This is a genomic window from Chloroflexota bacterium, assembly GCA_020161265.1.
GTDB lineage: Bacteria > Chloroflexota > Chloroflexia > Chloroflexales > Herpetosiphonaceae > Herpetosiphon.
On the sequence record JAIUOC010000001.1, the window covers coordinates 140182 to 158267 of the forward strand.

An 18086-nucleotide genomic window follows, 5' to 3' on the forward strand; every position below is an offset into this window, starting at 1 on the left:
TCAAACGGGCAATGATCGGCCCCAATGCAATTTTAGGAGGCTTTATGAACTTAGCAGCAACCTGCGAATGTGGCACCGAGTACGATTTGAATTACGTTGAACACGATGGTGGTACGGGCTTTAGCTACGATGCCTGCCCCGATTGTGGCGTTCAACTTGATCGTGAGACCGTCGCTGAGGCAATCAACGCTGACTAACCAGCGGGCTATGCGGTAGGTCATTTAACCACGAAGAACGCGAAGAAGCGCAAAGATCAATAGCTTCGTGCTCTTCGTGGTTTTAATACGTTGGGTTGCTTTGTGGGGCAAGCTTTCGACCTAATTTGATAAATCGACGATTGTACTAGAGGTCTGTTGTTTGCTACAAGCATCATCGAGAAAATAGGTTAGATCAAGCTTGACCGTTTGGGTTGGAGAGACCGTGCGATAGGCTGGTCGCATTTCGATAGTGCCTGTTTGATCGAGCAAATATTTACGTTCGCCAATATGCTGGTAGAGCGGTAAACCAATCGTCAATGGATGTTCGTGATCGATCTTATCGCAGACAACAACATCGCACATTCCAGCAACAAACTTGAATTTATCATCAAGATAATGCGGCTGCATAATAAAATCTTCAAGCGGTAGCCAGCCATTAGCCGTCTGCATCGACACGATCGGATCATTAAGACACGTTAGCTCATAGCCAGGCACAACGATCGCAATGTAATCGGGAAATATCGTTATATGCTCGCCTGTTTCGGTGACGATTGGCTGCGGCTGGCTATTGTTCGCGTTTACACTACATCCGACTGTTAGTATCAGTAGAAACATCCATCCAAATCGGCGCATAGCTCGCTCCTCAACTGCTGATTAGCTTTTGATGCTAACGTCGAGGACTATGGGTTTGTTCCAATAAGTTTGTGGTTGATCCAACGAGCCAAACGAGTTTAACGCAGCGGTGCGGGCGATAAAAGGATACGGGATAATTAATGTAATTCGCAATGCATAACTAAAAATGCTAAATTTGGAGGGCTGTAGGCTCTTTATAGTTTCAGCATTTCGTAGATCACTCTAGGAGAGGAGCGTTCCATGATTAATGATCAACCGATAATCAGCCAACCCGAAAACCTGCGGCTGTTGTATGCTTACCTCAAAGATTGTATAGACCAGCCAGCTGAACGAGCAATCATGGTGCATGAGCGCAATACTGCGTGGTTTGTAATAACGGCAGATCTGGCGGAAAAAGGTCAGATTGGATTAGCAATCCCCTTTGTTTATGCTATAACCGATGCAGAACTGGCGAAACACGCGATTCAGCGCCTAATCCGAGTTGCTACCAACCAGCAACATCTACCCTATGTGCAGCCACTGTTGAACTATGCAATTCAATTAAATGATCGTTCCGATCGCTATCAGGCTGAATTGTATTTGGCTAAGCTGACCATGGATGCTACTGATCCGCCAGCCACTCAGCTGACCGCTACTGTAAGCACTGATGATGCTTCAAAATGCTCCCCTTGAGGAACTCTATGAATATACTTTAGTTATATCGACGGGCGTGTTGCACCAATATGGGTGGGCGAATGAAGCATTGGCATTGCTTGAACATGCTGAGGTTAAGCTCCTTAAGTATATTGATGATCCAGATTGGGCTACATTGCTGATTGAGAAGTTAATCGTCCTTGGCTCAGCCTATGCCAAACAAGGCCAGCGTCAAAAATATCTTGATTGTCTCGCCAATGTAGTACGAGCATACCATCATATTTCTGACGAATGGATATCGCGCCAAGGCAATAATAGTTATTGGGTTTGCGAAGCTTTGCTTAAACATGATGCTTTTGATCAAGCAGTTGCTTTTGCAGCATCAATTAAGCCAATGTATCTTGATATGGTACTCAAAGAGCTGACCAATTATGCCGCTGATCATGGTTATGAAGCGCACGTCGTGGCTTTGATTCGCGGTATATGGCTAGAGAATCAAACCACTGAGTGTTTTTGGATAATCCTTGATGCGCTTCAACCCTTATTGGTCAGTTATCCTTGGCTAAATCAAGCCATGACCGAGGCTGATCAGTGGTGGTTTCAGCAAAACCTGCGCCAAAATTGATTGATCGAGTAAATTAAATAATAAGCAATGGGCTATCTGTTATGAGGATTTTCCCAAACCAATAGCCCATAGCCAATAGCCTATAGCCTAATCATTTTCGTGCTCTTCGTGGATCATTAATCACGATAGCTTCGTGCCCTTTGTGCTCTTCGTGGTTAATAAAATATCAACCCTGACCTCTGGCTCCTGACTGCTGACCCCTCGGAGTTTAGCGCACAATTAATTCGTGGATTGACCACCAACTACCGCCGCCAGTGCTGGTGAGCCATACTCGCAGATAACGGCTATTTTGAGCGGCGAAGTTGATGGTTACTGCTTGAGTTGTGCCGCTGGCAGTGGCTACGGTTGCCCAGCTATTGCCATCATTGGAAACCTGCACTTGGAAGTTGCGTGGATAATCGCCGTAGGATGTACCTGCATCAAGCGTGATTTGACTGAAACTTTGGCTATTGCCAAAATCGACGCGATACCACTGGCCGGCTGCTTGGGGCAAACCAGCGCTCCAACGGGTAGCATTATTGGTATCAATCGCGTTGTTCGTGCTGCCGCCGCTTTCGGTTGATGAAGCGCTGGTTGCCAACGCATTGCCATAAACTTCAACTTCCCACAGTGAGTAGCCCCATTCGGTGGCGCGAGTTGTGGCATAAACGCGCAGATAACGGCCAACGCCGGAAACTGCCAAATCATCGGTTGCGCCATCGCTGTTGCTTGTGCTAGAGATCGAATGCCAGGTATTGCCATCGTTGGAAACTTGCACTTGATAGGCGCGTCCAAAAGCTGCTTCCCACTTCAAAACAACTTGTTTGATCGCATACACTGCGCCTAAATCAACCCGTAGCCATTGCGGATCGCTCCATGTGCTCGACCAACGGGTGGCGCTGTTGCCATCGAAGGCGAGATTTGCGCCATAGCTGCTATTTTCGGTTGATGAAGCAGTTGCGGCTTTGTTGAGCGCTACATTGCCAGTTGGTGTGCTGGGCGTGCCCAAATGGTCGGCGATGGTTTTGAGCAAGGAATCGCTGCTGGTAACAGCCGTATCTTGGCTCAATTCCCAAATCATAATCCCGCCGCCGCCTTTGCTTTTCATCAAATCGATTTTGGAACGCATGGTTGGGCGGCCTGTGTAATATTGGGTTGCGCCGCCATACCAGCAGCTATCGCTATCGGCGGAGCAACCACCAGCGCGTAAGGTGTTGTAGCCATACCAGCCTGGGCGAGCATAAAACGGCACGCCCAAGATCAATTTGGCTTTATTGCTGGTTTTGGTGCTCCAATAATCGAGCGATTGTTGGGCCAAACTATAGGGCGAATGGCCAGCGCCGCCATCACCATCGTAGGCCATGAGCGTAATGTAATCCATAATGTCGATGGCATTGCTAGTTACGCCTGAGCCGCCAGCATTGGTTGCAGCGACTGCCGCAGTTAACAATTTGCCCGAGCCGATGCGATTGCGAATTGCTGACATCGTTTCAAAATAAAAATCGCCAGCCTCAGGATATTCCCAATCAATATCAACCCCGTCGAGATTGTATTGGTTGACAAAATTATTCAGATTATTGGCAAAATTTGTGCGATAGCTGGCGTTGGCGGCGATACTTTCGAAGGCACTATCATCGCCGTCGTTCCAACCACCAACTGAAATCAGCACTTTTTTGTTTTTGCTATGGGCAACCGCTACCAACTCTTGCAATTTGCTGGAGTTTTCGATTGGCTTGAGGCTGCCATCGTTGTTGGGCAACAGAAAAGCGTAGTTAATGTGGGTCAGTTTATCAATTTGAGCGCCGTTGACGCTGCCTTGCCACGATGGCAAATAGCCCACAATTTTATAGGCGATTTGGGCTTGGGCTGATTTGGGTTGATCAAATCCAGCGCCAAAACTCCCAGCCAGCATTATCAAAGCCAACAGCAAATAAACCTTCATGCTCAAGGCGCGTTGACGATTCATTATCAGCTACTCCTTTTAATTAATAGGTAGGGGGAGCGCCACCAATCGGCTCATTGGTGGCACTTGCGAGGAGGCTACTGCTATGGAGCAGTCGCAACGAAGGTGAAGGCTTCCCATGCGCCACCGATCGCATCGCGATTGGCAATCAACACAGGTGAGCCACTATTCAGATCAGTGGTGACATATTTATTGTTAGCGATTGCTTGTAGACCAAAAGTTCCGTTGCCAAGATCGACGCGACGGAATTTTTCCCAGCCCAAAACCCCGCGTGATTGAGCGATCAAGCGCCCACCGTTGTTCAAATCGGCGGCCACATATTTATTATTGGCCATTGACATAAACGAAACCGTACCATCGGGATTGGTGATCATGCGGAATTTTTCCCAGCCTTGAATGCTTGGGCGATTGGCAACCAAGGGATTGTTGCCATAGTTATCGGCGCTGACATAGCTATTGTTGGCCCCGGCTTGCAGCGCAACCCACGAACCTTCTGGCGCATAAGCTCGCACCGTATTTTGAAACTGGGTGTTTGGTTGGAAATAATTGGTGCTGAAGCGTGACCATTTATCGGCAATTGTGGCAGCACTATCATTTAATAGATCTGGTACGGCTTGAGTGTTATTTTGATAGAAGCCCCAGTTGCCGCCGCCATTGACCTTGTATGTCCAGTTAGTCCAGGAAACATTCAATGCATTCAAGCCAGACATGAACTTTTCATACAAATCGTAGTGAGTTGAGAACCAATATTCGCCAGCAAAGCCCGGCACATTCCAATCCTTAGTGAAGGTGGCGTATTTATCCAAGGCACTTTGAATGAAATTATTGGTTACATTCCAATCAGTGACCGTATCAAAGTTGTAGTGGTGTAATTGATACATCACATTCGTCCAGCCATAGGTTGCGGGCGATAAGGCTTGATACCAATCGTAGAAAGCTGCCATCACGATCATATGGTCGGGGTCTTTGGCGCGCACAGCATCATACAAACGATCAAAGAAATCGAATTTTTGGCGTACTTGTTGTTCGTTCTCAGCTTCGCCGTTGCTGAGCAATGGCTCGTTGAGCAAATCGTAGGCGGCTACGGTTGGGTTGCCACGATAGCGGGTCGCCAAGCGTTCCCAAATTTGCACCGTCCAATTTTGATAGGTGGGGTTGGTCCAGAGTTGGTTGGTGCCCGTTTGCCCACATGAATGCCATGGGCAGGCTGCGCCAGGAGCGCCGTGCAAATCGAGCATCACATATAAATTGCGTTTGCTGCTTTCGCTGATCAGCCAATCGAGCTTGCGGAACGATTCAGCATCCGATTTCATCGTGCCATTGGTGTTCATCAGCACCAGCCAATGGATTGGCACACGCACCATGTTCAAACCCATAGCTTTAATGGTATCGAGGTCGCTGGCTTGAATCCAAGTATCTTGGTAGCCGTTGATCAAACTATCGGTGGTGCTTGTGCCAAAGCGGTTGGTTAAGGCTTGGCGCAAATTAAATTCATCAGCAATTTGGGCGTTGAATTCGTGAATTGACCACCAACTACCGCTTGAACCAGTCTGGAGCACGCGAATCAGGCGGGTTACTTGGGTATTATTGAATTGGACGGTTACCACTTGGCTGGTGCCGCTACCACTGCCAACCGTGAGCCATGCATTATTAACAAAAGCTTGGACTTGATATTGGCGGGGATAATCACCAGTTGAGGAGCCTGCATCGATCGTCACGCGTTCGACGGCTTGGTTGCCGCCAAGATCGACTTGGAACCATTGACCATTGGCTTGGGGGGCGTTGCTGGTCCAACGGGTGGCGGGGTTGCCATCAATTGCGGCGGCGGCTCCACCAGCTGATCCGCTAGCAGTCCAGTTGGTGCGTGGCAAAGCGGGGTAGCCTAAGGGCGACATCCAGCCTTCTTGCAACAACCAGCCGCCGAGGTTGGTGCCTTTGAGCGTGACGACAGCGCCATTACCGGAATTATTGCGCACGGTCGCGCCGTTGGCCTTGAGAAAATCGCCAGCCCCAAATGCGGCTTGGGCCTTGGGCGCTGCTGAATGTTGAGCAAAAATACTACAAATAAGACCAAGAACAATAATCAGCCTACTCAGCTTGTTCATGCTGTTCCTCCTTGAACGATTGTCTGCCTGTCGTACAACACTGCTTGGACAAGTCGGGCGCTCAATTGCGGGAATAACTCGGTATCGTTTCCGGAAACGATACCGATGGCATGAATCTTAACACAATTTAATACTTTGTCAAGTTAATGCACTAAGTTTTATTAATGGATTTGGCTTAGCGAGAATTTGCTAGAAGGAGCAGGGTTCGAGGAGTGCGGTGATTGGATTGACAAACCACCGCACCACCGAAGCTGTAGTTACTCTTGTGGGCAAGGATAAGGCCAAACTTGCTTAAACTCCCAGCCAAAATCGCCATCTTGCCATGTATAGGTGTACAACCAAGCACACTCAAGCTCACCCATTTGCCAAGTGATGCTCAGCCCACTCACGCTAATTTCAAACTGCTGTTGATCAAGAATGCTTTGAATGGTTGCCACTTGCTGCTCAAGTTGGGCTTGATCGGCGTTGGTTGGTCGATCAAGCGTGATTGAATAGCTGATGTTTATGTTGCCATAATGACAGCCATTACCTTCACTATTCCCGCGTATTTTCACGCTTGCCTCGATTCCAGCCTGTTGCAGCGCTTGGCGAACCTGGTCTTCAGCATAGCGTGGAACTGCGGAGGTACCAAAATTGATCGAGCCACCACAAGTGAATAATGGGCTATTGGTCGGTCGTGGAATCGTTGATTCGACTACTTCTTGATGCTTACAAACTGAGCGGGCATAATCTGAGCCAAAATAGGGCGATAAGCGTGGATACCATACATGGCCTTGGGCATCTTCGGCGTAATCATAGCCCCATGAACAGCCACCTTTGATCCCACGCCAGGTAATCACCAGCATATGCGCCGGATAATCTAAACTTGGATCTTGGCGTGAATCAACAATAATCGCCTGAAGTTGCTGGGCAATCGCCTCATAGGTTTGCATGGTCTCATCAGCAGGTCGATCAATGAAGAAATGATAGCCCAAGCGAGCTGATTGATAATTACAGCTCGTCCCTGTCCGTAACCAATAGCCCGTGGCGTAGCCCACAATTTGGGTTTGATCCAAGGCAGTTTGCAGCGGAGCCAATTCGGCTTCAGATAATGGTTCGGGGTATCGCGACGGAAAACAATAATTACTTGGAGCAGGCGTTTCAGCTACCTTACAAACCGGGTCACCAACATCAGTTTGTTTGGTCGATGACGTATATTTTAAATACCAAGCATTGCCATCAGGATTGATTGTCGTGGCGTAATCATAATCCCACGAGCAGCTATCCTCGCCAAAACGCCAATAGATGCTTGCGCCTAATATCGGATACTGAAGCCCTGGCTGATTTTGGAGATCCTGCATCAGCGTCTGAAGGATTTGAGCATATTCGAGCAGCGTTGCTTGATCGGTTTCTGGAGCTACCTCAACCTCAAGACTATACATAATCCAAGCAATTGCGTCTGAACAGGTTTGCCAATCGGCGCGGCCATAAACCTCGGCGCTACCTCTGAGTTGGGTTTGAGCAAAGGCGGCTTGGACAGCCTGCTCAGTCGCTGGCTCAAGTGGAATTCGCTCATAGTTGGCTTCGCATGCTTCTCGTGAGCCATTATAGCCATGAACTGGCTGAATATCTGGAGTGATTGTTGGTTCTTCAATTACCTCTGTGATCGTTGGATCGACCATGGTTACTGGAGTTTCCACCTCGGTTAGGGTTGGGATAACGGTTGATTGAGGTTGTTCAGTTGCTAATTCGACTGGCTGCCCGCCTGAACGGTTAGTGATTGATTCGCTAGGTAGCGTATTGCCACAGCCACTCAACCCTACCAACAGCAACCATCCAAAACCAATTCGTTTAAGCCATGCCAGCATACACCCTCCACAAACAAGCTAGATTTCGCCAATACTCTCAGCATAGTCCAACCAAATGGATGAAAAGTGGCGTTTGATTAGGAACTCTGAGACGTTAAATGGACATTTAAAGAGCTTTGTCATTGGGTTACTAGTTCTGGCTTCGTGTCCTTCGTGCGCTTCGTGGATCACATTGGCATGGCCTGGCTTTGGTTAAAAATCTTTCATTAAAAACTATTGACAAATAGCGCCAAAACTACTACATTCGTTAATGAATATTTACAATTATCTTGGGAGCGATTCCGTAACCATCGCTGCTGCCCCTTCCAAATAATTCCACTAGGACTTGTTTCTTTGAATTTGAGACCGATTCCAAGAATGCAAGCCGAGGCTGTTGGGTTAGCACTGTTGAAAACCCAGCACATATCGCAAGGAGGCGCAAGCTTATGCTACGACGAATGTATGCTCGTGGAACATTGTTGGTATTGTTGATCGCCTTGATTAGCCTTAGTGTTGCGCATCGCACGGCCACGCCCAGCGCGGCAGCAGCCAGTTGCGTGGTCAGCTATAAGGTGATCAATCAATGGGCCGATGGGTTTATTGGCGATGTGACCGTTACCAATAATTTGGCGGCAACTACAACTTGGCAATTGAGTTGGACCTTTGCTAGCAATCAGCGAATTGTCAATCTGTGGAACGGCGTTTTGACTCAAACCAATGCCGCCGTCAGCGTGCAAAATGCCGCTTGGAATGGCTCACTCTCCAGTGGGGGTAGCGTTAATGTTGGCTTTCAAGCAACGTTCAGTGGGACGAATAGCATTCCCACTAGTTTTACCTTGAATGGGGTGCTTTGTGGCGAAACCAGTGTGACAATTACTCCAGCAACGACTTCGCCAACCAATACTGTGACAACCCATCCCATTCATACCAACACCCCAACCCAACGCCCACCGACCAACACCCCAACGCCACCAACCGGCACTCTACGTCCATCGAATACCCCAACGATTGCGCCAACTACTCCAACCGTAACGCCCAACAACAATAGCTGTATTGGCGCAATTATCTGCGACGATTTTGAAAACCAAACCGGCATTGATCCCAGTGGATTTTGGCAAGCGCTCTATCCCGATTGTACTGGCCATGGCTCAGTGATGGTCGATAATACCTACGCCAATAGCGGCAGCAAATCAATTATGGTCCATGGCCATAGCAATTTCTGCGATCATGCTTTCTTTGGCAATACCACCGCGATCGAAAGTATTGGCGATCTGTTGTATGGCCGCTTTTATGTGCGCCAAGATTTAGCTTTGCCCGACCATCACATCACATTAATGGCCCTGAAAGATCGCAACGATGCTGATAATGATTTGCGCTTGGGCGGCCAGCAACGTGTGCTCGATTGGAATCGCGAATCGGATGATGCAACCGCCCCATCGATGAGCAGCGCAGGCATCGCCAAATCGGTTACGATTCCGCCCCGTCAGTGGACATGTGTCGAATTCAAGATCGATAGTGCTAATGGCTATTTGCAGGCTTGGGTCAACGGCAGCGAAGTTGAAGGCATGCGGGTTGATGGGGTCGATACGCCTGATGTTGACCAAGCTTGGCGTACTCGTGCCAATTGGCAACCACGCTTAGTCGATTTCCGCCTAGGCTGGGAAAGCTACGGCGGCGATGATATTACCCATAATATTTGGTTTGATGATGTGGCCTTGGCAACTCAACGCATCGGCTGTAGCGCTAGCAACCCAACCACCCCGACTGCTACTCCGCGCCCAACCAATACCGCCACGCCCGTGATTGGCACGCTCACGCCTAGTCCAATTCCCAGCGCAACCCCAACCATCGCGCCCAATGGTATTACTGCTGCAACCACGATTGCCGAGCTTTGCCCGACCTACCGTCAACTCTATATCGATCGTGATTTTCTTGATTATTTGCCGAGTGACGGCAGCGGCGGCCATAACAACATGCCAGTTGATGGCGGCCTGACTGATGCCCAAAAAGCCAGTTTATACGGCGTGAATATCAGCGCCATTCAGAGCAAAGTTGGCAATGGCACATTAACTTTGGGCGAATTGGGAACCCAAGCCTTGGGCCATGTCCAGCGTTTGGTCAATCAAAACTTTCCTAAGAATGCGATTTGTCAGTTGTTGCCACGGCTGATGCTGCTTGGACCAGAAACCGAAGCCGCTACCTTCCACAAAAATAGCAGCAATCCATGGGCTGAAACCGCTGGCCCTGTCAATGCAATTGCCCCTGCTGGCTTTATGCAAACCCGCTGGCCAACCGATGCCCGTACCTATGTGCCAGCCGAAAAAGCCGAACGCGACCGTTGCCACGATCAGCCAACTCATGAAAATAACCTTGGCTGGACGTTTAGCTCAATCGTCGATTCGAGTATTTTGTACGATCCCAATAATCCAGTGTTGAATGCGATTCGCACGAGCACCCACCCAATCAGTGGTTTGCCGATGGGGCCAGGCTTTAGCAGCAATGCGCCGATGCAGGCCACGACCAAACTGCATGAGGAAAATTCGGGGTTTTGGTATCAAGTGATTCAGTTCAAAAATACCAGCACTATTCCCTATTACCTCGATTGTGCCATGATTTGGTGGGTCGGGCCATCGGGCTTATCGTTCGATTTACGTAATGGTCATTATAATAATGAACAACGCCCAGGCCGTGGTTATGGCCACCCGCAACGCGATATCATTGAAGTGGTGTACGATCAAGCCCAAAAGCTCTCGATCTATAGCATTCGTTTGTCGTTCCACGATGAGCCATACAACATGCGCACAGCTTACCCCAACCAATATTGGTCGTTGGAAGTTGGCACGCCGGCCTTTTTGAATGGTCAAGCGCGTTATACCACCTCAGCCGAGCGTCAAGCTTTAATGAATTTGATGTTGAATACGTTGCATGTCGAGCTTGAAACCGATCTCGATCGCAATATTGAGCTATTCGATGCGCTGAAGATGCGCAATCGGGTTTCGAATTAGTAACGAGGGGTCAGGGGTTGATCCACGAAGGACACGAAGAGCACGAAGAGTGAGGGGTCAGGATTTAGTGACAAGGGGCCAGATTTGCATTATGCAACCACTTATAACGTCTGACCTCTAATTACTGGCCCCTGACCCCACTCGCTAGCTACGTCAAAACCTGACCCCTAGCCCTTATTCTTTGATCGATCATAATTTATTCGTCGGAATCCAATTGGGTATAGATTAAATCATCGTCATCCAAATCGAGTTCGAGTGTTTGACTATATTCCTCAAGTTGCTTGGCCAGATGGAGTGGTAATGGTAGGGCGGTGGCATCGTTATGATCGAGGGCATGTTGGCGTAATTTGTGAACGGCCATTGCCCAATCTATTGGAGTATCATCTTTTTGGAGCATTGCTACAGTTAATTCGTAGCAGGCGGGATTCCATGCTAATTTTGAAGGTTGTGGTCGTTTTGTTTTTGGTTTGCCTTTAGGCCCCCAAGCCGAAATTTTAGACATCCGATAGATCAAATTTCTTTGTTGGGAAGGTTTTCCATGAAAACTCGCGAATACTCGCTCGTTAACTTGGAATAATCCAGTTGATCCACCAACCCCGCCATCTTGATAGGCATAGCATTCGGGTGTTTCATGGCCTTGATCGCTGCGAACGCGGATAATGCGTAACCCTGGCCAATCGTGAGCTTGCTCAAGCGGCTGTTTACCAAAGAAGAGGCTGTCACGCGAAATATTGGTGTTACTTGCCCAGCTCCATGTACGACGAATATTCTGGGCTTGGCACATCAATAAGCTTGCTTGATTGGGATCAAGGATGGATTTAAGCTGGTGTTGGATAAATGGTTCAGCATATTTTTGGAAATGCGACCAGGTTTTTTGTGCATTCACCTGATCATTGGCAATTGCGATTAACGCTTGGCGGTACGGTACCCAATCGTTAAACCCAGGGGCCATGACCAACGGGACAGGATTATCTGGAGTTAAGAGCACCAGCACTGGCAATAAGTAGCGTTCTTGACCTAGCTTTTTGCTGTTTTTATTAATCAGCCATAGTCCAATCAGATTTAATGGCTCTGAGAGTGCCTTAAATTTCGGAATACCAGTTTTCAATCCCACTTGGCGAATTCCATCAAGCAGACTGCTAGAGGCGCGATGGGCCAGATTGCTGGGTTTTTCCTGCTCAGTAGGCTCTTCGTCTATTTCGACCTCAATAGCTTTGGTGATAAATTGACTTACCCGATTTGTCTGGGCAAAGCCTTGACGGATTGCTGTTTTGGGGTCACTGCCTTTTGTATGACGATAAGCAGTTTTCGGCAAAATTTCAATTAATGCTAAGGTTGGAATTTGTGCAGGTTTAAGCTTTTGACGAATTTCCATGATGCGCTGTTCGGTTGCTTTCAGCACGTGATCACGTAAATTCTTGCGATTTGCTACATCTAAGGGCCGTTGCATGCTATTTAGCGGATGTATTGAGATCGTTAAGGTCAGTTGCTCAATGCGTTGAGTTGGTTGCTCACGAAGATTCGCTATCCCAAATGCGGCTTGAATCGTGTTGATAAATGTGGTTTGAATCTCCTGATCGTCAGCATAAATTTCAATTGCCAATTGCCGATTGGTTATCGCTGCCAAACGATTAATCTGGGCAGAAAGTTGACTTGGTTGGCGTTTTGGTTCACGATTTTTGGTGTTAACCCGCTTAAACGCTGGAATTCGCTCAAAGTATTGACCAAGACTATCATCAAGTTGTTCAAGCATTTGGGCCCGATCAGGCATGGCTATCCCTGAACCAACGGTATGATACATCGGCATGCGCGTGTTATAAGCAATTGCCATAGCATGATCACGCTGTTGGAGGTAATGCGTTGGGTTATTCATCAGTTGATTAGGATCGCTTACAATTTTTTGGGCATTAAGTTGGGTTAGAATCTCAACGATATTATTAGTCCAAATAAATTCGTAATGGTCATTATTTTTTATACAACGGATTGTAGCAACCTGAAATTGCTTGGCTAGGTTGCTCATGCTTGGTAAATATGGTGTATCAGTTAAAATATAGACGCTGCTGCGTTCACCTGAAGCCAAGCGAGCCTTAGGACTCGCCCAACGCCGTAATCCCATATCACAATAAATGACTGGATATGCTTGATAGGGAACTGTTTGAACAGTTAAGGTAAATAAAATTGAGTAAAATGAGCCACGATGCGCTAAAGGTGGCCATGAGATTAATTCTGCTCCATTATTGCCGGGTGGTAAAGATGCTCTACGCCAATTTAATGGTTCATCGCCATAATATATCTGACCCTCTTGGCAAATAGTTGCGGCGATAACCTCTGGGAGTAAAGCAAAATGGTGTGGAAATGCCGCTTGTGCTGTATTAAAAGCGTTTGTTGTCCATTCAGCTAAATTAATTGTACTATGTTCCCACTGAATATGATGAGTTTGAATATTAGTGAGAGCATAGTTTAATATATCTTTAGAAACAGAATGAAACGTCACTTTCGCCCAAGCATGAATAATATTGACTAATGTTGCTGGATCAATGTTTGATCGGGCATAGAGCCAAATATTTTCTGAATACGTCACATTCCGCCCAATATTGATGATATCAGGAATTAAAACTCGGAATACTTGATGCAGCGTATGCAATGGGATTTTCACTTGATTGGGTGAACGATTGGTATGCTTTGCCGTGAGATCACGGAGAATACTGCTCCACGATTGAGGAAATTTTAAGCTATAGAACGTATGTAATAGCGTTGTTTGCTCTGGTTTGATCCGAAAAGCGCAACTTTCAATAATCTTAGCCATCATGCTCAATTCCTTTCATAGTAACTAAAGCTTTGTATAAAGGTGCATATAATCGTTGAATAATTACGGCCTCAAGCGAAGGATTATCGTTGAAATAAGGCCGTAAAATATCGATCATGCTTAGCAATAAACTTGTCTGGCGTTTTTCTGAGCCATCAGCCATGGTGAATGCTGCGTCACAAAAAAACACTTGAGCTGCAACTCCACCCCTAACTAAACGCCCAATTACTTGCCAAATTGAGACTAATTGACTCCAAGTAACTGCGATATGCTCAGCTTGTGGCAGTGTGCTATAACGCATTGGCAAGGTTAATAAAGTACGCCACTGTTTCGATGCTTGATGGCGGAAATTGCTAGCCTGTTGATCAAGCGTTGCTCGCGGTATCTGCTCGAGTTGTTGCCTAATTGTTTCAACTGCCCAACGATTAATTGAGTGAATTGCAAAATTAAGATCATCGGGGCGAGGATGTGGCCGAATTAGGAAAAATACTGCCCCAATTGCTGCCTGATAGTGTTGATTGAGAATATTATGCCCACGTTCGACAGCCAATAGCGGCACAATTAATATCCATGCTAAGGTTTCTGCAAATTGATAGACCATCCCACGTTGAATGTTTGGTAGTTCAGACCAATCATCAGCATCGTGTTGATCTGGAACTAGGTGAACAACCTTCTCGCGTAAGTCAGGGCGAATTTGCTCAATCATTTGGTGCAATTGAAAGGCTTCTAGATAACTGCCAACCACCAACATGATGCGTTGGCGCTGCGCAGGTAGCCTGGTTTGAACAGCTTCTAAATAACTCTGCCGATTGAATAGCGCTGGTTTGATTAGCTGCTGAATTAACATTTTGAGGGCATTTTTGCGAGCATCGTCGCTTAATCCCGAGATTCGAATTGGTTTTTGCTCGCGATCAAGTATTGGTTTGTATTCAAAGCTGCTTGCTTCGATCTGAGCCAATTCATCGTCGGGGGTACTCAAAATACCATTAATTGCTAATTGAATATCGAAGCCAGGCGCTGTACCGGCACAACTGGTTGCGGATAGTAATAAGACATGCGGTTTTGAATTGCTACTGTCGAGAAAGCATTGATTAAAATGTAATAAAAGCCAACGGCCAATTCCCATACAACGAAAAAATCGTAATGTTCCTGCTACTTGATCATTACTACTTGATTGAAGATATTGAAATGCAAGAATATTTCCCATAGGAGCAGTTGGTAACTCTGGTAAATAATCATCGGGTGGTCGATGAAAAATATCAGGATTTGTCTGATCAAGCGCAAGATCAGTCTCAACATGCTGCCATTCACGAATTAAAAAATGAAGTTTGTGCGATAAAACTAGTAACATCAAGCTTAGATCGAGTAGTTTGATGCTATCGGCATATTGAACCTGATTAAGTTGGTGATTTGGCGCTTGTTGGGTTAGCCATTCGCTTAATAATTGTTCGATCAAGGACGCGTCAGTTAAGGTTAAGCAGGCTTGAATGATCGCTACCAATGGATGTTTCGTTTGCTCACCAAATGGATCATCAAGTGATTTTTCGAAAATCCGTTCAAGTTCCTCTGTATCTGCTGAATCAAGGGCTAGTTTGCTCAAAAGGTCTTGAAAAAGCGACCAGGCTGTGAAATAGCCAGAACGTAGTCGTTTCTGTAATGATCCTGATTGCAAAATAATGGAATAAACCCGATTTGCTGCAATTTGCACTAAATCATGGGCTTGACACCACTGCGCAACCTGTGTATTGGCTAATTGACTACGACCATTGCTATGCATTTGGCGGCTTAGGTGTTGATCAAGCTGGTTGAGCCAAGCATCGTTTGATCGACTAATGAGATTTTGACTAGGGCTAAACATGCTATCAAGTTGAACTTGGACTCGATCTGCTTCATCAATAATAATCAGGTTGCTACGCCGAACAACAAGTTCGGCAAAACGGACTCGTTCAGGCATAATTTGTGGGCTAAATTGGCTAAATACAAGGCTAGCGGGGGTTGCGATCCAAATTTGAGCTGTCAGCAAATCACGTTGCGCTTGATGATAGGTGCATTTGCTGAAGAACGGGCAAACCTCTTTACTTGGCGGGCTAACGGCTTCATCAGTTTGATCACCTTGATTGGTTTGCTGGAGTGGTTCGAGCCGTAGGCAAGGTCGGCGTTGGATACCGATTGGCTGTGCCTGGTTGATCAATCCATCAACCAGGCAGCTGGTACTGAGCCATTCAAAGCCTTTATGCTGAAATGGATTGGCTTGTTGCGCTTGGGTTTGATGAAGTTTGTGTAGGTGATTTTCGCGGTTTGAATTGCCTAAAATGGGGGCAACCTTAATATCCAAACGATCAAACATTTGGGCAGTATTTAACACATTAATCACATCTCCCAGCACCAGCGTAACATGGTGCTGAGGATTCTGGCGCACAACCAAAACTGCTAAAACCTCCATCAAGGTCGATTTTCCAGCACTAACCATCCCAACGAGATGGGTTATAGCTTCAAGTGTGAGGGTTGTGCTTGCTTCAAGCTTCGTTTTCGATTGATCAATAATTTCGAGCCGTACCCGTTGAATCCGGGCAAAATGCTGTTGTTGGAAGCTCCCGAGGCGCTCATCCATCCATTTAGCGGTGTTCTCTAGTTCTTGCCATGCAATCTGAATCGGTGGATTTGCTGGGCGCTGTGGGAGTTGTTGAGGGCTGGGCAGGGTTGGTAATGCCAAATCAGCAGGGATTTCAAGGGCAATCTGGCGTTGATAATGCACAAAACGATAATGCCCATGGCTGGCCCACTTAATCGCTGCTTGACGATAGTTTGGCAGTGTGTTTAATGTGGCTTGATAAATGCTCCAACGATCGACAGCAATTGCTGGTTGTCGTCGAACCAACGATTGATCGTTCAAAGCAAGCTGATAGCCACGTAATTGAGCTGGAATATGCATATACAGGTTTAACGCTTTGTTCCAGCCTGTTCGATTGCGATAAAATGGCAGGTAATAGCGAATTGAACGCACGATTTGGCGTTGCGTTTGGCTCAAGTAGGCCGCGCTAATTTGCGGGTAGGGATAGCCAGTTAGTACCGCCCAAAGGCTGCCGATTGGCTCGTTTGGCAGCACTTGCTCCATAAAGAATAAGCCTAATTCTACGCTACAAAAGTGGCTTGGGCGCATACCAAGGTCTTTAATCCAATGCGGTTTTACTTGTTTGATGAGTGCTAGATACCATGTATGAATTACCCGCATGGCTCCTCCCGCGCAAGTTGATTTTTAACTCGCTGCATAAAACTTTTGCTCGTTAGCGCTTGAGTACGCGAATCGAGCTGCGCATGATTGAGAAATGCTCGTACATAGTCTGGTTGGCGTTTTTGACGTTCGTTCGGAAACACAAAGAAGGCCTGATTCCAGGCTGGTTCTTCAGCAAATGGTTTGACATTGCGGGCTAATAAAAATGGATTACTCCAATCTTTCACGTCAATTGCCCAAACTAAACCGCTCGGGAAACTTAGGCGTAAATCGTAACGATCAAATGCTGGCCATAATTCCAGCTTGAGCTTTAGGGCTTTGAGCCGTTGGAATAAACTCATTTCAGTCTTGCCTGGGGCATGAACCGACTGTTGAATCCCGCGGATCAGACAGAATGGGTTTTGATCAATGCTGATTGTTTTGCCAAGTTTGAGTGTGAATCCGATGCATTGGCGGGTTTCACAAACGAGCATAGCCTGACGATCGAGGCGCAACATATTGCCACAGCGTTTGCAACAATGAAACAAACCATTGCTAGACCAACCCAGTGGAGTTGCTTGATACGCCGCTCGCAAGAACTGGCTAATCAGGGTGAGGTTGGGTTGAATGCAGGCGTGTTGAAATTCTTTGGCAGTGAGTACAGGTCGCTCAATCAGCAAACGACGAAAGGCAACATAGCCTGCTTGGTCATTATTTGTGATACAAAGTTGCTGAACCGCCAGCATAATGCGTTGTTCACTAACTTCAGCCTCAACATCGGAGGCATCATAGGCCCATTCATCACAAATACTGCTGGTGTAATCGCCAAATAATAAGGTATCCGTCTCGCCAATTGCTGCGGCTGGCAAACATAATGGCCACTGGCGCAATGGCTTGGTTCTGCACCATTCGATAAGCTCATTGATACCTTGAGGCGCTGGCTGTTCCATGCGATGGGCGGCAAGGATTAAGCGATTTAACCCACGTTCTAACGATGTAGGATATGGGTAAAGATCATTGCGTTCACGGAAGCGCTGGGCCATAATTGTTACCCCGCTCGCGATCAGATGCATGGTTATTTCATCCTGTGTAATTGGCATTCG

Annotated in this window: 11 protein-coding genes; 4 read left to right on the top strand and 7 right to left on the bottom strand. The window is 47.0% G+C overall.

What is annotated here, in order from left to right; all coding sequences use genetic code 11:
- Nucleotides 1-44: 44 nt before the first annotated feature.
- Nucleotides 45-197, top strand: a complete 153-nt coding sequence (locus LCH85_00495; protein MCA0350447.1) for a hypothetical protein — start codon at nucleotides 45-47, stop codon at nucleotides 195-197.
- A 120-nt stretch (nucleotides 198-317) separates the two neighbouring features.
- Here LCH85_00495 and LCH85_00500 read toward each other — a convergent pair whose 3' ends face one another.
- Entirely contained in the window at nucleotides 318-653 is a 336-nt protein-coding gene (locus LCH85_00500; GenBank protein MCA0350448.1) for a hypothetical protein, read from the bottom strand.
- A 417-nt stretch (nucleotides 654-1070) separates the two neighbouring features.
- On the opposite strand from LCH85_00500, the gene LCH85_00505 reads away from it, so the two are divergent.
- Both LCH85_00505 and LCH85_00510 read left to right on the top strand, forming a co-directional pair.
- Nucleotides 1071-1502: a hypothetical protein gene (locus LCH85_00505; protein MCA0350449.1), complete on the top strand. Its 432-nt coding sequence runs from the start codon at nucleotides 1071-1073 to the stop codon at nucleotides 1500-1502.
- Nucleotides 1477-2088, top strand: a complete 612-nt coding sequence (locus LCH85_00510) for a hypothetical protein (GenBank protein ID MCA0350450.1) — start codon at nucleotides 1477-1479, stop codon at nucleotides 2086-2088. The genes LCH85_00505 and LCH85_00510 overlap by 26 nt, the downstream gene beginning before the upstream one ends.
- 208 nt (nucleotides 2089-2296) lie before the next feature.
- Here LCH85_00510 and LCH85_00515 read toward each other — a convergent pair whose 3' ends face one another.
- The 3 genes from LCH85_00515 to LCH85_00525 all read right to left on the bottom strand — a co-directional run bounded on the left by LCH85_00515 (nucleotide 2297) and on the right by LCH85_00525 (nucleotide 7982).
- Nucleotides 2297-4033, bottom strand: a complete 1737-nt coding sequence (locus LCH85_00515; GenBank protein MCA0350451.1) for a discoidin domain-containing protein — start codon at nucleotides 4031-4033, stop codon at nucleotides 2297-2299.
- Nucleotides 4034-4113: 80 nt separating this feature from the next.
- Complete coding sequence (locus LCH85_00520; GenBank protein MCA0350452.1) at nucleotides 4114-6135, bottom strand: cellulase family glycosylhydrolase; 2022 nt, start codon at nucleotides 6133-6135, stop codon at nucleotides 4114-4116.
- A 257-nt stretch (nucleotides 6136-6392) separates the two neighbouring features.
- Complete coding sequence (locus LCH85_00525; GenBank protein ID MCA0350453.1) at nucleotides 6393-7982, bottom strand: hypothetical protein; 1590 nt, start codon at nucleotides 7980-7982, stop codon at nucleotides 6393-6395.
- A 425-nt stretch (nucleotides 7983-8407) separates the two neighbouring features.
- Between LCH85_00525 and LCH85_00530 the strand changes: the two genes are divergently transcribed.
- Nucleotides 8408-10966 carry a cellulose-binding domain-containing protein gene (locus LCH85_00530; GenBank protein MCA0350454.1) on the top strand — a complete coding sequence of 853 codons (2559 nt, stop codon included), beginning with the start codon at nucleotides 8408-8410 and terminating at the stop codon, nucleotides 10964-10966.
- 196 nt (nucleotides 10967-11162) lie between these two features.
- On the opposite strand, the gene LCH85_00535 is transcribed toward LCH85_00530, so the two are convergent.
- Genes LCH85_00535 through LCH85_00545 form a run of 3 tightly spaced genes read right to left on the bottom strand, consistent with a single transcriptional unit; the run spans nucleotide 11163 to nucleotide 18083 of the window.
- Nucleotides 11163-13775, bottom strand: coding sequence for a DUF3962 domain-containing protein (locus LCH85_00535; GenBank protein MCA0350455.1), 2613 nt, complete (start codon nucleotides 13773-13775; stop codon nucleotides 11163-11165).
- On the bottom strand, nucleotides 13765-17004 hold the full coding sequence (locus tag LCH85_00540; protein ID MCA0350456.1) for a hypothetical protein: 3240 nt from the start codon (nucleotides 17002-17004) through the stop codon (nucleotides 13765-13767). Before LCH85_00540 ends, LCH85_00535 begins: the two co-directional genes overlap by 11 nt.
- A complete protein-coding gene (locus tag LCH85_00545; protein MCA0350457.1) occupies nucleotides 16995-18083 on the bottom strand; it encodes a hypothetical protein in 1089 nt (362 codons plus the stop codon). The genes LCH85_00540 and LCH85_00545 overlap by 10 nt, the downstream gene beginning before the upstream one ends.
- Between the last annotated feature and the right edge of the window lie 3 nt (nucleotides 18084-18086).